The sequence below is a fragment of the Candidatus Reidiella endopervernicosa genome (genome assembly GCF_013343005.1).
Taxonomy (GTDB): domain Bacteria; phylum Pseudomonadota; class Gammaproteobacteria.
In genome coordinates this window covers 2,186,841-2,203,216 of sequence record NZ_CP054491.1, presented here as the reverse complement: position 1 = coordinate 2,203,216, position 16,376 = coordinate 2,186,841, and the positions used below count along the sequence as shown (strand labels likewise).

Genomic DNA, 16,376 nt, shown 5'->3' with positions numbered 1-16,376 from the left:
ATCTTCTTCGTCGTTCGCTCGCGCTCTCAACTACGAATAGGCAGACGGCGTCGACTATCGGGGACTAACCGCCCTCACTTCGCTATCCATGGCGGTCAGCGTTTGATAGAGACCGGTAAAAAGCCGAAGATCAGGAAAATCTCATCGGACCAACGCATCTCACTGGTCTGTTTGGACCAGACCCAGCTACCCAGGTGGGTGATATGTTGAGTCTCTCTGAGGCTCTCTTCACTCGCCTTTAGCGCCTGCTCCGTAGTACGTCGCTCAAGCCGATTTCTTATCGCCGTTACGCCAAAGGCCAGATTGTCACTAAGGCGCACCAGGAGTGAGACCTCATCACTATCAAAGGCATCGTTCTCAGAGGCGTAGATTAATAAGACACCAAAGGCTACGCCCTCCTCAATCAACGGTAGACCTATTACTGAGGCGTAACCGCGTGATGTCGCCTGCTCACGCCACGGTGCAAACCGCTCATCTGTCTGCACGTCCCTGATGATGGCGGGTTGAAGGTTCCGAATCGCTAACCCACCCGGTCCCTGACCACGAGCATATTCGGCCCAGGTAAGGTTCGCACTCTCAAGATAGCCATCCTCAAACCCCGACTTTGCCACAGGCAAGATAGATTTATTGATATCGTGTTGAACGGTACCTACCCATGCCATGCGATAGCCACCACTATGGGTGATAACCTCACAGATATTGCTAAACAGTTCAGCCTCAGTTTTAGAACGGATGACTGCCTCATTGCAGGCACTTAGTGTCTGCAACGCACGATTTCCACTTTCGGTTATGTTATCGACCACTATTAATGACCATCAATTAAGGTAGCCGATCGGGATCGGTATGGTCAGAGTGGGGGGTGGAAGAGAAAGTCTTGGTATACATTGAGTAATGAACGGGTGAACTATCGCAGAGCACTACGCATCAAGTATCTTCGCCACGCTACTGCTGAATTGCTGCAGATCGAACGGTTTTTTCAAAATGGATTCGGCACCAATGAGTTTGGCAATGGGTAGATAGTCAAACCTTCCGACAATCCCGCCGCCCCCTGAGATCGCCAGAATCTTTACATCCTTCTTCTCTTCTCGCAGCGCCATAATCAGATCGAGACCATTCATATCGGGCATGACCAGATCAGTGATAACCATATCGAAGTGGCCACGCCGATAACACTCAATGGCATCACGTCCATCAACGGCCTCTTCCACCTCATGCTCATGAACCTCAAGCATATCGCGTAGCATAGCCCTTACGGGCTCTTCATCATCAACGATTAGAATTTTTGCCATAGCCCACCATCAATTGCCGCTGATACCATTTCAATCAAAACAGTTCGATATCACCATCGTCCATGCTCTGCTGGTCGATGGCCTTGTGTTTTGTATTGTCGAATGTACCGTGCTCTTTCTGCAACACCCTGCGTAGCCGCTCGGCATGCTCATCAAAACGTGACACACCGTGGGACGACTTTGATGTCGCAAGATCATTACGCAGCTCTTTAACCATATCGAGAAACTCCTGTAATGCGGAGATTCGGTTTTCCATATGATCGACAAGTTGCTTGGTCATATCCTCAAACTGCAACGAGCGAACGGCCACGCCCACATTTTGGCTAATACTTTCAGAGATTGAGGAGACTGAACTGAGGTGATCTGAGACATAGTCATTCAGCGTTCCGATCTCACTCATCATCTCACCGATGTGGTCCTGAGAGTTCATCGACATACTCATGTCTTTGGATGCCATTCTGCCAACAATGCCCGCACCTTTATCCATCGTCCCCTTGGCAACCGCAAACTGCTCGCGGATCTGGTTGGAGAACTGCCGACTTCTGGATGATAGCGAACGGACCTCATCGGCCACCACAGCAAATCCGCGTCCTGCTTCACCTGCACGTGCAGCTTCAATGGCTGCGTTGAGTGCCAACAGATCAGTCTGTGAACTGATACCGTCAATCTCTCCCAATAGGTGGTCGACTTTATCAATCTGCGTCTTCATCAAATTCATCGTCTCAACCAGCTCCATGCTGTATGCACTCATTGCTGTGATGTTGTCGACAAACTCATTGATCAGCTCTTGTGAATCATCGATAAACTGCTTAACACTAGCGCCATCATCGCCATGGTTCGACATACGCTCTATCAGTTCATGCACCATCTCGGTCTGGCGACGTGCATCGGCCTCAAGACCGGTAAAGCTGGTGACCAGATCGGCTATGGCATTGCCCTGCAGATCACGCACCTGGGATAACTCAATGAGGATATGGTCGAACTGCTGTTTCACCTCGAGCTCGGTTGAATTCTGTAGCTGTACAAACTCCGCCTCCAGGCTGGCAACTCCATTCATATCGGGTGAGTCATCCTCTTCCACCTCAATCTCGATGCGAAGAAAGGCCCCAACTATCCAGGTAAGTGCCAGCAGTACGACAGAAACATATGAGGGCACATCCATGTCAGACAGGAATGGCTGTAGCAATAGAATCAGTAATGTAACCAGACTCTCAATCCAGTGCGTGGTGAATAGCTTTTTTATCCGATCAATCATCGTATCGCCTTGCATACATTTAAGTGTGACGTCCTGCCACGACTCGCCGCTGATCCGCTGATCCGCTGATCCGCTGATCCGCGGTCCGAAGCCGATTTACTGTTACCCATTTCTATCGGCCGATTTGGGTACTTCTGCAGCCAGATCAAGGAGTTTGTCCGCCACCTTGTTCAACGGCAGCACAAAATCGACACCTCCCTTGTTGACCGCCTCCTTAGGCATTCCCCAAACCACACAACTCTTCTCATCCTGAGCGATGGTAGGCGCACCCGCATCATGCATCTGACGCATGCCTGCAGCAGCACCATCAGCACCCATGCCTGTCAGTATCACGCCAATGGCGTTACTACCCACATTGCGTGCCACAGAATTCATCATCACATCGACGGCCGGACGATGACGGTTTACGGGGTCACTCTGATTGAGGCTAATCACATACCTTGCGCCATCTCGATTAACCTCCATATGGTAGTCGCCGGGTGCAACGAAGGCGTGACCCGGTAATACATAATCACCATTCTCTGCCTCTTTGACCTTCATCGCCGAGAGTGAATCTAGCCGTTCTGAGAAGGATTTACTGAACATGGCAGGAATATGCTGAGTAATCACTGTTCCGGGGGCATCGGCCGGCATCACCTCCAACACCTCTTTGATCGCCTCAGTACCACCGGTAGATGCGCCGATCGCGATCAAACGATGCGTTGCTTGATACGCCGCACCCGCTGCGAGTGACCTAATATGCCTCTGTGCTTGCCCTGCTGCGCCCTGCGGCTTAGTCTCTCTTGATGCCCGACCAAGCACCAGCATTGAGGCACTAGCAGCCGCCTTAACCTTCTCAACAATCACCTCAGCGTACTCTGCGATCGATTGAGAAACGTCCAGCTTCGGCTTACTGATGAAATCGACCGCACCAAACTCCAGCGCCTGTAGGGTCACGCTCGCACCCTGCTCGGTCAGGGTTGAAATCATGACGACCGGCATGGGTCTTAAGCGCATCAAGTTTTTGAGAAAGGTAATGCCATCCATGCGCGGCATCTCTACATCAAGCGTCAAAACATCGGGATTAAGCGCCTTGATTTTGTCGCGTGCGTCATAGGGATCAACTGCCGCTCCGACCACTTCAATCTCAGGATCAGCATCCAATATCTCTCTCAGCACCTGACGAATTAACGCTGAATCGTCGACTATCAAGACCTTGATCATACTTTTTCAAACTCATTTCTATTGTGATACGAGGTGGCCATAACGTCAGAACAACTCCACTTCGCCTGTAATAGGCTGTGTATCGATATCGTGTATATACGCCTCTTCACGCTTGATGATCGTATCGTTATGCAGCGATTTCAGTTTCTTAACTCGTGCTTTGCCTGTTTTGGGGAAAAAGACGACTTTGCGTGGATATATATCCCCCACATCCTCGGACAATATATCCAGACACTCGGTCTGTAAAAAGTGATGAATAAAGTTGATATTCTTAATTCCCACGTCAGTCATGTTGGCCAGAATACGGCCACCACCGAAGACCTTGACCTCAAAATTCTTCCGATTGCCACCGTTCTTGAGTATTTCGTTGATCATGTGCTCCATCGCATAGGTACCATAGCGAGTAGAGACGCTGACATTATCGCTTGCGACCCACGAGCCGGTCCCCGAATTATCGTGCGGTAACATAAAGTGGTTCATACCCCCGATGCCAAAGATCCGATCACGTATACATACGGAGACACATGAACCGAGCACGGTGGTAATCAGCTCATCATTGGCCGTTACATAGAATTCACCCGGCAATATCTTTGCTGAAAAAATATCGTTGGTCTTATCCCAATAGCGTTTGACATCCTCGAATCCTGGCAGTGAACGTGGCATTCGGGGAGAGCTGGTAGTGGAGTAGTTTTCATGCATTACCCCTTACTCTCCTCTGCCTTCTGGTAAATCGTGTTACCGAGCAGGTGAAAGCGGTCTGTCACTTTATATAGCGATTCAGAGTGGCCCACGAAAAGGTGTCCATCCTCGGCGAGCACCCTGCTATAACGATCAAACAGTTTGCGCTGGGTATCCTTGTTGAAGTAAATAACCACGTTACGGCAAAAGATAAAATCCAAAGGCCCCTTGAAGGGCCAGTCGTGAAGTAGGTTGAGTTGGCGAAAAGAGATCATGTCGCGCAGCTCACTTCGCACACGCACCTGATCGCTCTTCTCACCCTTACCTCTTAGAAACCAGCGTTTGAGTCTCTGTTTCGGGATACCACTTATTCGATCTTCGCTATAAACCCCTCGTTTGGCCGTTGCTACTACATTCGAGTCCAGGTCAGTTGCTAATATTTTGATATCCCAGCCGCTACTTTCAGGGATCAACTCACGCACCGTCATGGCAATCGAATAGGGCTCTTCGCCTGTCGAACAACCCGCCGACCAGATACGTATACGACGCGTTATTTTGTGCGCCTCCAGCAAGGCCGGTAGCAATGTCTCTCTCAGGAATTCGAAATGATGGTTCTCACGAAAAAAGGAGGTGAGATTGGTAGTGATCGCATTGATAAAGTGCCCCATCTCATCGCCTGGGTCACTTCCCAACATCTCGAGATAGCTATCGAAACTATCATGACCCAACTGCCTAAGCCGCCGAACCAGCCGGCTGTAGACCATATCGCGTTTAGCATCGGAGAGAACAATCCCAGTCCGTTCCCCGACCAATTGCTGGATAGCATGGAAATTCTGGTCAGTAAAACCGAACTCCTTTCCATCCGCAGCTCTATTAGTGGCAATTGAAGCCAAGCTGGATCACCTGCTACTGGTAGATCAACTATCTAACCAGAAAAAAACTGAAGATCGCTCTCAATATGGCCTTGACCGGCCATATCCGAACCCCGATACGGTTGTACTAAAACTCCTCCCACTCATCATCAGAGTCGGCTTTAGCGGCAGCAGGTTCTGTCTGGCTTCTCGGAGCAGGAGCACGTTTTGCTGGTCGCGATGTGGGACGATTTTGAGCCTTGGGGCGTGATGCGGCATGGCCGCCAACATTGAAGAATGAAACCTGGCTGATCAGGTTGCTGGCTTGATCCTCCATCGACTTACTTGCCGCTGCTGCCTCTTCTACCAATGCGGCATTCTGTTGGGTTACATCATCCATCTGTGTAATCGCGTTATTGATCTGATCGATGCCTGAGGCCTGTTCTGAACTTGCCGCAGCAATCTCAGAGACTATATCGGTCACCTTCTTCACCGAATCGACAATACCCTCAAGGGTTCTACCCGACTCATCAACAAGTGCAGAGCCCTGCTCCACCTTGTTAACGCTGTCTTCAATGAGGATCTTAATCTCTTTAGCGGCTTCGGCACTTCGCTGCGCCAATGTTCGTACCTCACCGGCGACTACTGCGAAGCCTCGCCCCTGCTCTCCGGCACGTGCTGCCTCAACCGCTGCATTCAGTGCTAACAGGTTGGTCTGGAAAGCGATCTCATCAATGACGCTGATGATATCGGCAATCTTCTTACTCGCGGTGTTGATCTCTGCCATCGCGGCGACAGCGTTTCCTACGACCTCTCCACCTTCAGATGCCTGGTCACGTGCGCTGGCAGCCAGCTGATTTGCCTGGCGGGCATTATCGGCATTCTGTTTAACCGTTGAGGTCATCTCTTCCATACTGGAGGCAGTCTCCTCCAGGCTGGAGGCCTGTTCCTCGGTACGCGCACTGAGATCGGTGTTACCCATGGCGATTTCATTTGAGGCCGAAGCGATAACATCGGTGCCTTCTCGTACTTCACTGACCACACTGTGCAGTTTCTCGTTCATGGTCTTGAGCGCACTCAACAGCTGTCCTGTCTCATCGGTGCTGACCACATCAACGTTTCTGGTCAGATCACCGTTGGCGATCGCATCTGCGGCCTCAATAGCAATACCAAGCGGTTTGGTGATTGCTCGAACCAGTATCCAGCCCACGGTTAAGGCTGCCAACAGACCGAGTACTATCAGTCCAATGGCAAAGTTACGAGTAGCTTCATAAGCGACAATCTCGTCATCGTAAACTTGCTTTGCCACAACAAGTTGTACAGCTATCAATTCACCAAACTTCTCTGATATAGGATCGATGCCGTCATACAGGTCACTGATTGTCCACTGCGACAGCCCTTCCATATCGTTACGATTGAGAAAGTCGATCAGCTCATCGAGATGTTCATCGGCTATCACCTTGAGCGGTTTGATCTCAGCAACCAGTCGCTCCTCATCCTCAACCAGGACTGTTCCGAGGTAGGCCTCCCAGGTTGAATTGATAGTGGAGGCTGCAGATTGAACATTCCTGACACCTTGATCAGGAGAGATGTTGCCATTGCGGACCTTGTGAGCAGTATCAACGACATTTACCGCGTACTCATCTGCGATAACCTTGAGGTCCTTTAACGGAACGACTCGATCCTTGTAAACACTCTCAAGCCCAGCAATGTTTTCCCCCATGCCGTGAAGCCCCATGTAGCCAATAACGACCATGAGCACACTAAGTAGAAGCAGCGTCGCAATTAATCTTGCTTTAATTGACACGTTTCTCATCTCTCTATCTCCAGTTTTGTCGTCGTTAAGACGTTAAAACTCTTCCCACTCATCATCACTTTCTGCTGCCTGCGGCGCACGGGCTGCAGGCTTGCGAGATGGTGCGGGTCGAGCCGCTGGTCGTGAACGCTGAACGGTGCGTTCTCGAGGTGCCACTGGCGCCTCTTGTACAAATGACTCACTAACCTTGAACTGACCAACCAGACTAGCCAGGCCGTGTGCCTCATCTTCCATGGATTTACTGGCTGCAGCTGCCTCTTCCACAAGTGCTGCATTTTGTTGCGTTACATCATCCATCTGAGTAATAGCGTTGTTGATCTGATCGATTCCAGAGGCCTGCTCAGAGCTTGCAGCCGCAATTTCGGAGACAATATCGGTCACCTTCTTCACAGAAGTAACAATCTCCTCAAGCGTCTTGCCCGACTGATCAACCAAGGCAGAACCTTGATCAACCTTAGAAACGCTATCTTCAATCAGGTTCTTGATCTCTTTCGCGGCCTCAGCACTGCGTTGTGCAAGCGTACGCACCTCACCCGCCACTACCGCGAAGCCACGTCCCTGCTCGCCAGCTCGCGCTGCCTCGACGGCTGCATTAAGCGCCAACAAATTGGTCTGAAAGGCGATCTCGTCAATAACACTTATGATATCGGCAATCTTTCGACTAGAGGTGTTGATCTCTGCCATTGCGTTAACGGCACTTCCAACCACCTCACCACCTTCACTCGCCTGGTCACGCGCACTGGCTGCCAGCTGGTTGGCCTGTCGAGCATTATCAGCATTCTGTTTAACGGTCGAGGTCATCTCTTCCATGCTTGAGGCGGTCTCTTCAAGACTAGAGGCCTGCTCCTCTGTACGAGCACTGAGATCGGTATTACCGGCAGCTATCTCACCCGTTGCCGTCTGAATAGATTCAGACATCTGACGAATCTGACTGACGATACTCTCAATTTTCTCGACAAATAGATTGAAGGCACCCGCCAGCTGAGCGATCTCATCACGCCCCGTTGCATCGAGACGGCTGGTCAGGTCACCCTCACCCTGCGCTATATCCTCCAGGGCATTAAGTGCCTGTCCCAGTGCACCCGTAATGTTTCTGGACATCAATACTGAAAGTAGCAGTGCCATACCAACCGCAACGATTGCTAGAATCAGATAGAACATCTGGGCTGTACTTGCCTGACCACGCAACTCACCAACCTGTTCAATCAATGATTCAGACAACCAGTCTTCAACCTTCTTCAGCTGATTGATCTTTGCCGTTTGAGTCTTGAACCAGAAGACAGAGTCGATGCCAAAACCGCCGCTCTGTGCATTCGCATTGGCAACTTTTCGCATGCGTACAACTTCAGCCACTGAAGAGTCACCCATCGCCTCTTTATAAGACTGTTTTGCCTCATCGGTTGCCAGAGAGAGGAATACGTTGGCATAGGTGTCCTGTTCGGTCACCAGACGGCTAAACTTGGCGTGAGCTCCGGGGCCAAATGCATCAGCAGCGAAGGTTCCTGCAAGGACTGCACGTTCGATACCGGCTCGTTCCTTGCCCAGCAGAAAATTGACGTATGCAGCAATATTGCGACTGATAACACCGTTATCCGAGAGCGCCGTCATCTCACCAATCAGATTAAGGAACTGACCATTGATACCGGTGTAGTAGCCAATCGCATCACCACCCTTGATGGTCTGAGCACTAACCGATGAGCGGATCGAATCGATCTGTCCCAGACGATTCAGCACATCATTCAGACCATTTTCAAATCCCCCACCGTATGCGCCCTTGTTGAACGCTTTCAGGAACTGATTCAGCTCATTTCGTTTCTGATCAGTATTATTTCTCTGTGCTGGTAATTCAGTAACAAACTTGGTGCCTTTGCTGCCCAGGAAACCGGCTGTTGCACCGCGCTCCTTCTGCGTCTCATGTACCAGTGCGCTGACCTTGACGGCCAATTGAGCCAATGGTTCCACCGACTCCATCTCAGCAACCACATCACTCTTGTCCATGACACTGATAATCGAGAAGTAGAGCAGTCCGATAACGGGCGCCACCAGCATGATCAGAATCTTTAATCTGATCGATAAATTATTGAGAAATTTCATTATTAAAAAAACCCCTTGGTCACTCGTTTTATTATTCTGCTACAACATCTGAAACAGCCGCCAGACTCTTCAGTTCACCTTCGGTCAACATCTTGTCTATATCGAGCAGCATTACCATCTGATCGGCAACAGATGCCAATCCCCGTATATATTCTGTACTCACCGCACCGCCAAAGTCCGGGGTCTCGCGGATATCTTCTGCAGAAACACTCAACACATCGGAGACCGCATCAACCACCATTCCAATAATGCGCTCTCGTGTCTCACTCCTGACCGACACGACGATCACTACCGTGACGGGAGTGTATTCAACGTTATCCATGTTGAAACGCATGCGTAGATCGATAATCGGTACTATCGTGCCTCGCAGATTAAGCACGCCACGCAGATAATCAGGACTGTTAGGAATACGCGTGACTGGAGTCCACCCTTTTATCTCCTGCACCCTTAAAATATCGACGCCATACGACTCTTCTCCAAGAACGAAGGTGAGATACTGATCTCCCGTCGAGCCGTGTGCGAGTTCACCAGAAATCTGCTGGGCAAGTTCCTGACGGCCTGCACCGGCTGTTAATTCTTTATTATTCGATGCCATCCTCTTCTCCTCGGATCACTTCTTTCTTGTGCGACCTGGTTTAGTACGAGATTCGTATCAGACTGGGGATATCGAGAATCAGTGCCACTGACCCATCACCCAGAATAGTTGCGCCCGACAGGCCGTCCACTTTCTTGTAGTTTGCTTCAAGTGACTTGATCACAACCTGCTGCTGACCCAGTAGATCGTCAACAAAGAGACCAACCTGTTTGCCGTCACCCTCTACAACCACCAGCAGACCTTCGGTTAATTCCCTCACCTTGGTCTCGACGCTAAACACATCGGAGAGTCTGATGATGGGTAGGTACTCTCCACGTAGCTCGAAAGTCTCACCTCTACCGCCCACGCTCCGCACCGTGCCTGGCTTGATCTGAATCGACTCGATAATCGAGACCAGCGGTACGATGTAATGCTCCTTACCCACAGCCACTGTCTGACCATCGAGAATCGCCAGGGTCAGTGGCAGTCGTACCGTAATGCAGGAACCGACACCCAGTTCAGAAGTAATCTCGACACCACCACCAAGACTATGGATATTCCGGCGCACAACGTCCATTCCCACGCCGCGCCCTGAGACATCACTCACCACCTCAGCCGTAGATAAGCCGGGGTGGAAGATCAGCTCGCAGATCTGATTATGGGTGAGCTCATCGTCGGCACTGACCAGACCACTTCTGATCGCCTTCGCCAGGATCTTGTCGGTATTGATACCACGACCATCATCCTTAACCTCGATGACAATATTGCCGCCCTTATGGTAGGCGTTAAGCCAGATGGTGCCGGTATCACTCTTGCCTGCAGCCACACGATCCTCGGGCTTCTTCGATACCGTGGTCGAGACTGTTACGTACCAGATGAACTAACGGGTCACTGAGTTTTCGATCAGAGTCTTGTCGAGTTCAGTGCCTTCACCCGACATAACCAACTCGACCTTTTACCCAGCTTGCTACTGAGATCGTGCACCAGACGGGGAAACGGTTGAAGGTGAAGCTAATCGGTAACATGCGCATGCGCATGACATCTTCCTGCAGCTCACGAGTATTGCGTTCTAGTTGAGCCAAACCATCACGCAGCAGGTGAAGTTGGCCCATATCAGTTCTCACCCAGCGTGCTAAGCATCGACTGGTTATGACTAATTCACCAACAAGATTGATGATCTGATCCACCTTATCAATATTGACGCGTATCGATGTGCTCTCGGTGGTCTTTTGGGTTTTCGCGGTTGGCTTGATCAACCTTTGTTTCTATCCACCAGATCTGCAGCCGATTGAACAACCGGCGCAGCGATCTGGCTCACTTGTGGATGACTCTTCAGCCGCGGATTCAGCTCCGATCGGTGTGATCTGAAGCTCACAATCATCCTCGACCCAGGCAAATGCCTCATCAATCGCTGCACGCTCCACACCTTCGGAGAGCTCGATTATCCAGCTGAGATAGCTCTTTCGGGACTCATCTCATCAAAAGGAGGTAGCGTGGATAGCTCGGCGCTCACTTTCATATCCCCAAGCTCACCGAGCTCATTAAGGATGCGTAGTGGGTCGTTACCGTAAAATAGAAATTTGTGTCGGGTTTAAATACGATACGCCAACCGACCCAGCCTCCGTGACGGTTTCCGCGCTCTCCTGAACGGCACTCTCGCTTTCACCACCAAGCATTGTCTCGAGCTCTTTCTGTAGAGCACCTATACGTTGCTGATCGAGTGGCTCGTCACTCTTATTTGCATTGAGCATATCGCTCAAACAGTCGACAGACTGGAGAAGCAGTTCGACAACCGGTTGGGAGACCTCACGCCTTCTATCTCTAAGCTCATCGAGTAGCGTCTCCATGAGATGGGTAAATTCGGCCACATCCCCCAGACCAAAGGTCGCACTCCCGCCCTTGATCGAGTGCGCTGCGCGAAAGATGGTGTTTATCTCTTCCGCATCGGCAGCACCGATATCGAGGTTGAGCAGGCCTGTCTCCATAATCTCCAGCCCTTCAAAACTCTCTTCATAGAAGGTCTGCAGAAACTGTGAGAGATCGGTCAATGTTCTTACCTCAATACCTTGCTGATCGTTGCCAGCAACTGATCAGGATTGAAGGGCTTAACAATCCAACCCGTTGCACCAGCGGCCTTGCCTTCTGCTTTTTTGTCTGCACCTGACTCGGTAGTCAACATCAGCATTGGCGTAAACTTATAGTTCGGCAGGGCACGTAGATTCTTGATCAACGTTATCCCGTCCATTATTGGCATGTTCACGTCGGTAAGCACCAGGTCAACCCTGCTCTTTTGCGCTAAATCCAACGCCTGTTCACCATCTCCTGCCTCAATCACAGTATGACCAGCCCCTTTGAGGCTAAAAGAGACCATCTGTCTCATTGATGCCGAATCATCCACTCACCCTTAACACTTGCGGTTTAGTTATCTCTTGAAAATCGGTAACGGGCTGGTCTCCGCACATTCGCTATGAAAGCCGATTGAAAACCAAAGGTGTAGCACCCGCTACTCGACTATTTATTGTTCTATTTGTTGGCCTACCATACCCCATACCCAATGAAATGTGTGGTAATCAATATTCTGAATCAATCTTAACGGTTCTGCAGCACAACACCTGCCTATGAAGGCCAGATTTCTTGATCTATACCAAGTAGTTGAGCGGATTCCCGCAGTGTATCTGGAACACCGCGCCACTCCACCTTCAACTCCCGCTTTGCGGCCTCTTGCATCAGTCCGCAAAGTAACTGCAATGCTGCGCCGTCGGCTGCTTCGACTCGCGAAGCATCGAGAATCACATCGCCCTCTGCAATCGCCTTTTTGAGCCTCTCATGTAGCTCCGCAACCCCCGAGATATGCAGGTTATCACCTAGATCGATCATATCGTCTCTCTCCTCCGTTGCCGCCGGTACTTCTTCTGCAGAAGTCGCAGCATCTTTCTCAGACTGCGGCGCCTCTTCGAGGATCTCGTCACTGCTACTATCATTGTCGACAACCGCCTGCTCATCGGTTGCCGGCTCCCCGCTCACATCGACCTCGATAATCTCTTCATCGTCTTCCTTAAGCCAGGCCAGTGGGTCGAACCCGACCATATCCTGTTCATCATCAATCACATCGTTCTCCCCAGCTCAAGATCTTGAGCGAGCTGCCTGTAGTCATTAGCACCGACACTTCTTGGTCGATACTCAAATATCGTTCGCTGACCGCCATGGAGAGCGAAGTGAGGGCGGTTAGTCCCCGATAGTCGACGCCGTCTGCCTATTCGTAGTTGAGAGCGCGAGCGAACGACGGAGAAGATGCAGCAGCGGCTTTATGTCGGCGTAGAGTCACTGAGGGAGTTGTGTAGAGCCGCGAAGAGGTGATTACGCAACGAACGCAGGACGGTCGGGCGCCGCAGGCATAAACGGTCGCGTGAAGTTTTGCTGTTTGCTTGGGCTTGGATGCCCAAAACAAACTTTCGCAAAAATAGCGACTCCCGGTTACCAAAACTTGGGCACTCTGCAAGCGCAGCGGTCTCCCTTACAGGTGTCGCCAGAACCCGCCCTGGGAAGTACTCGAGCAGTTTCTGCATCACATCACGAGCCAAACGCCTTCGTGGATGGAAGCGAGTCAGTGCGATATGAAGAGGAATCTTGTGTCCCAGCACCGACTCGACCTTCTTTAGGGTACCAATGAAATGTGAGAGGCCATGAAGCGAAAGATGGTCGCCATTGACCGGAATTAACACTTCTTTGGCTGCATAGAGGGCAAATATATCGAGCAAGCCGGATGCAGGCGGACAATCCATCAGGACATAGTCCTGATCTGTCAGTGACTCATTAATTACCTGCTTAAGCAGTTTACTCTTGGCCAGTCGTCCGTTGGTCATCTGCTCCACGGCATCGAGATTGGAGCCGGCAGGAACGAGGGTGAGATTGTCTCTTACATCCATAGTGACGGAGGAGAGAGACTCGTCAGCCAGCAACAGCCTATCAACGCCCGCCAACCTACGTTCATTGACACCCAGATAGGTGGCCAGATGTCCCTGTGGATCGAGATCGATCACCGTCACACGCTTGCCACTTCTCGCAAGCGCAGAGGCAAGATTGGCGGTTGTTGTTGTCTTGGCAACCCCGCCCTTCTGGTTAATGACTGCGATAACTCTCATTTATTGTTGTAAACCGCTAAGCCCCGCGTCGACTACTCAGCCAACTGTTCTAAATTACTATCGACCTCTGAGCGAAAAAGTACAGTATTTCGTATGCCATTGATAGCAGAGTCGCGTTCATCTCCATGACAACGCTCACTGCACGATCGGAAGCGAAGAGAACACCGATACAATCGATCCAGCGAGATGGCACTAAAACGTCGAGACGGCTTACGAAAATCTCGATATCACACAAACAATTCGACGTTTCACCCTCCAACAACTCGACCGAGAATCCCTCACGCCGCCCATTGCCTTCACATCACAGCCCCATTCACACGAAAATGGTGGGAGCTTATTAAGTTTGATCATGACAATTAAAGAATCGAGCTAAACGGTCCGACATATACAATTGAAATGGTATAGTCTGGCAGAAGCACTCAAAGCTGGTTGTATTGCGGAACAGCAATTTGCTGCCGACCAGCTCATAATTACAAATACAGGGTGTTATCTGCGGTTATCTGCATACAACGTTTGTCTAGGTTAACAGGTAGCAGTTAGAGCCATTCTAAACACGGGTGAGTTAAAGTGAAACGACTATCACGCTGGTTAGGCGAAGCAAAGAGCATTCAGCGCTATCTACTGCTGCTGATCATCGGTGCCAATCTGCTGCTAGCCGCCTTAGTTACGGCGGGACATCTCTGGAACAGCAGCACACTCGAAGAGATCACCACGGCTGATTACGTCTACGGTATGGACGATGAGGTGATGTGGATCACCCACACAACCTCCGACCTCTCTTCTCGTCTCTATTACGGCACTCTTACCAATACACTCTGTCAGGGATGCGACAGCCTTCTTGAGGAGGTCGACAGACACCACCAGCTATTCAATAGTAAGTACCAGGCATTGAAAGAGAGTAATGCTGAAGTCGCAGCACGAGTCGCGACATACCAGAGCAATCTCAATAGTGCCCTACTCGTTATGACCAAGACCGCGATTGAGTTTAGTCAGGCGCTCGAAAACAGACAGTCCGACAGTTCACTAACAACATTTGTAGAACGCCTTAATGAGGGAGAGAAACAACTGGAGGCTATTCTTCATCCCATGGCGACTGAGTTCGATGAAATCACAGATAACCAAAGGGACGTGATCTCCAATAGCTTCAATTCCAGCATGTTGGTCATGTATATCGTTCAGATCGTCATTCTCCCCATCTCTATCATCATCGGCCTGCTCTTTAGCAGAGTTGTGATCCGTCCACTTCACGACCTGAATGAATCGATGGATGCCGTTGTCTCTGGCTCTGGGGATCTAAATCAAAAACTACCCGTCGGCTCTGGTGAAGCAGGAAAACTGGCTCGTGACTACAACAAACTAACCGAACAGATCCGCTCAACCCTGGTCCAGATCATGGGTGTCGGTGTACTGCTCGATAGTGCAGCGAAAACACTCTATAGCAACGCTGCACAGACCCGCGCCGGACTGATTGGACAAGAGGCTGAAGTCAATGAGGTGACCAGCCGAATCCAGGCGCTCAAGCAGGACACCGATACCATTGGGGAGAACACCCAAAGTGCAACTGAGCAGGCAACCACTGCCTACGGTCGGAGTGAGAAGGGTCTTTCGATCATGCAGGAGACCAAGAGTTTCATGCAGCGCCTTGATCACGAAGCGGGCGAAACCGTTGAGAAAATGGAGCGCTTTGCGGGCAGCGTAAACGACATCAGTATCGTTCTTGAGGTGATCAACAAGATCGCTGGCCAGACCAACCTGCTAGCCCTCAATGCCGCGATCGAAGCTGCACGAGCGGGAGAAAATGGACGTGGTTTTGCCGTCGTTGCTGATGAGGTACGCAATCTTGCTGTGCGCACTCAGGACTCCACCCAGCAGATCAACACCATCATTGATGAGCTGAAAAATAACGCCGACGACACACAACAGGCTCTGAACGGTAATCGTGAACACACCAGTGAAGCACTCACCAAGGTCATCGAGGTGGCCTCAGAACTTCAGGAGATCGACACCGCAAACCGTCAAATCGCTGAGATGAACCAGCAGATATATGAAGCAGTTGGACATCAGTCATCTATCACAACCGAGATCAACAACAATACGGTCAATCTGACCATGACCACGAAACAATCTGAAAACAACGCCATCTCAATGGAATCGCTCGGTTCTGAGCTAAACGAACTGGTCGCGCAACTTAACACCTCACTCTCATCATTCAACATCAGCAATGACATTGAACTCTCTAATCTGATCAGTATTGAGCCGGTAGCCTCCACACCGAGTAATGCCTTTCAAGAAAAGAATAGACCGGCCCCTCAGGCCTCTTCCAAGCCCGATCTTGTCGATGACGACTCAGGTGATATCGAACTATTCTAACTAGCGCACATTCGAGTTGCTCCCGCGTTCAACAGACCACTGACAACCACAATATATCCAAGGAAAATTATTGCCTTAGATCGCCTTTAATATTAGTATTGGCT

At 50.5% G+C, this 16,376-nt stretch carries 13 protein-coding genes and 1 pseudogene; 1 reads left to right on the top strand and 13 read right to left on the bottom strand.

Annotated features, from left to right (window positions below):
- Nucleotides 1-95: 95 nt before the first annotated feature.
- The 13 genes and pseudogenes from HUE57_RS12245 to HUE57_RS12185 form a co-directional block, all read right to left on the bottom strand.
- Nucleotides 96-767 (bottom strand): GAF domain-containing protein, encoded by a 672-nt coding sequence (locus HUE57_RS12245; protein ID WP_174673284.1) that lies wholly within the window; start codon nt 765-767, stop codon nt 96-98.
- A gap of 150 nt (nt 768-917) precedes the next feature.
- On the bottom strand, nt 918-1,289 hold the full coding sequence (locus tag HUE57_RS12240) for a response regulator (protein ID WP_078483621.1): 372 nt from the start codon (nt 1,287-1,289) through the stop codon (nt 918-920).
- 34 nt (nt 1,290-1,323) lie between these two features.
- A complete protein-coding gene (locus HUE57_RS12235) occupies nt 1,324-2,544 on the bottom strand; it encodes a methyl-accepting chemotaxis protein (RefSeq protein ID WP_172840268.1) in 1,221 nt (406 codons plus the stop codon).
- A 102-nt stretch (nt 2,545-2,646) separates the two neighbouring features.
- Nucleotides 2,647-3,747, bottom strand: a complete 1,101-nt coding sequence (locus HUE57_RS12230) for a protein-glutamate methylesterase/protein-glutamine glutaminase (protein WP_078483623.1) — start codon at nt 3,745-3,747, stop codon at nt 2,647-2,649.
- A gap of 45 nt (nt 3,748-3,792) precedes the next feature.
- A complete protein-coding gene (gene cheD, locus HUE57_RS12225) occupies nt 3,793-4,446 on the bottom strand; it encodes a chemoreceptor glutamine deamidase CheD (protein WP_174673283.1) in 654 nt (217 codons plus the stop codon).
- Nucleotides 4,446-5,318, bottom strand: coding sequence for a CheR family methyltransferase (locus HUE57_RS12220; RefSeq protein WP_236860588.1), 873 nt, complete (start codon nt 5,316-5,318; stop codon nt 4,446-4,448). Before HUE57_RS12220 ends, cheD begins: the two co-directional genes overlap by 1 nt.
- Before the next feature lie 106 nt (nt 5,319-5,424).
- Nucleotides 5,425-7,092, bottom strand: coding sequence for a methyl-accepting chemotaxis protein (locus tag HUE57_RS12215; RefSeq protein ID WP_174673282.1), 1,668 nt, complete (start codon nt 7,090-7,092; stop codon nt 5,425-5,427).
- Nucleotides 7,093-7,125: 33 nt separating this feature from the next.
- Nucleotides 7,126-9,141, bottom strand: a complete 2,016-nt coding sequence (locus HUE57_RS19685) for a methyl-accepting chemotaxis protein (protein WP_201790708.1) — start codon at nt 9,139-9,141, stop codon at nt 7,126-7,128.
- A gap of 76 nt (nt 9,142-9,217) precedes the next feature.
- Nucleotides 9,218-9,781, bottom strand: a complete 564-nt coding sequence (locus HUE57_RS12205) for a chemotaxis protein CheW (protein ID WP_078484906.1) — start codon at nt 9,779-9,781, stop codon at nt 9,218-9,220.
- A 40-nt stretch (nt 9,782-9,821) separates the two neighbouring features.
- Nucleotides 9,822-11,745 (bottom strand): annotated as a pseudogene (locus HUE57_RS20595) (chemotaxis protein CheA).
- Between the two features lie 68 nt (nt 11,746-11,813).
- Nucleotides 11,814-12,158: a response regulator gene (locus HUE57_RS12195; RefSeq protein ID WP_269087670.1), complete on the bottom strand. Its 345-nt coding sequence runs from the start codon at nt 12,156-12,158 to the stop codon at nt 11,814-11,816.
- Between the two features lie 218 nt (nt 12,159-12,376).
- Nucleotides 12,377-12,868: an STAS domain-containing protein gene (locus tag HUE57_RS12190; RefSeq protein ID WP_078484908.1), complete on the bottom strand. Its 492-nt coding sequence runs from the start codon at nt 12,866-12,868 to the stop codon at nt 12,377-12,379.
- 197 nt (nt 12,869-13,065) lie between these two features.
- Nucleotides 13,066-13,902, bottom strand: coding sequence for a ParA family protein (locus HUE57_RS12185; RefSeq protein WP_174673281.1), 837 nt, complete (start codon nt 13,900-13,902; stop codon nt 13,066-13,068).
- Between the two features lie 567 nt (nt 13,903-14,469).
- Between HUE57_RS12185 and HUE57_RS12180 the strand changes: the two genes are divergently transcribed.
- The gene (locus tag HUE57_RS12180) at nt 14,470-16,272 is read left to right on the top strand and encodes a methyl-accepting chemotaxis protein (RefSeq protein ID WP_174673280.1); all 1,803 of its coding nucleotides are present in this window, start codon (nt 14,470-14,472) and stop codon (nt 16,270-16,272) included.
- The last annotated feature ends 104 nt before the right edge of the window (nt 16,273-16,376 follow it).

Excerpts from the sequence above, each read along its gene's own strand:
- HUE57_RS12240 (WP_078483621.1), bottom strand. The coding sequence starts at position 1,289 with ATGGCAAAAATTCTAATCGTTGATGATGAAGAGCCCGTAAGGGCTATG.
- HUE57_RS12235 (WP_172840268.1), bottom strand. The coding sequence starts at position 2,544 with ATGATTGATCGGATAAAAAAGCTATTCACCACGCACTGGATTGAGAGT.
- HUE57_RS12230 (WP_078483623.1), bottom strand. The coding sequence starts at position 3,747 with ATGATCAAGGTCTTGATAGTCGACGATTCAGCGTTAATTCGTCAGGTG.
- cheD (WP_174673283.1), bottom strand. The coding sequence starts at position 4,446 with ATGCATGAAAACTACTCCACTACCAGCTCTCCCCGAATGCCACGTTCA.
- HUE57_RS12215 (WP_174673282.1), bottom strand. The coding sequence starts at position 7,092 with ATGAGAAACGTGTCAATTAAAGCAAGATTAATTGCGACGCTGCTTCTA.
- HUE57_RS19685 (WP_201790708.1), bottom strand. The coding sequence starts at position 9,141 with ATGCTGGTGGCGCCCGTTATCGGACTGCTCTACTTCTCGATTATCAGT.
- HUE57_RS12205 (WP_078484906.1), bottom strand. The coding sequence starts at position 9,781 with ATGGCATCGAATAATAAAGAATTAACAGCCGGTGCAGGCCGTCAGGAA.
- HUE57_RS12185 (WP_174673281.1), bottom strand. The coding sequence starts at position 13,902 with ATGAGAGTTATCGCAGTCATTAACCAGAAGGGCGGGGTTGCCAAGACA.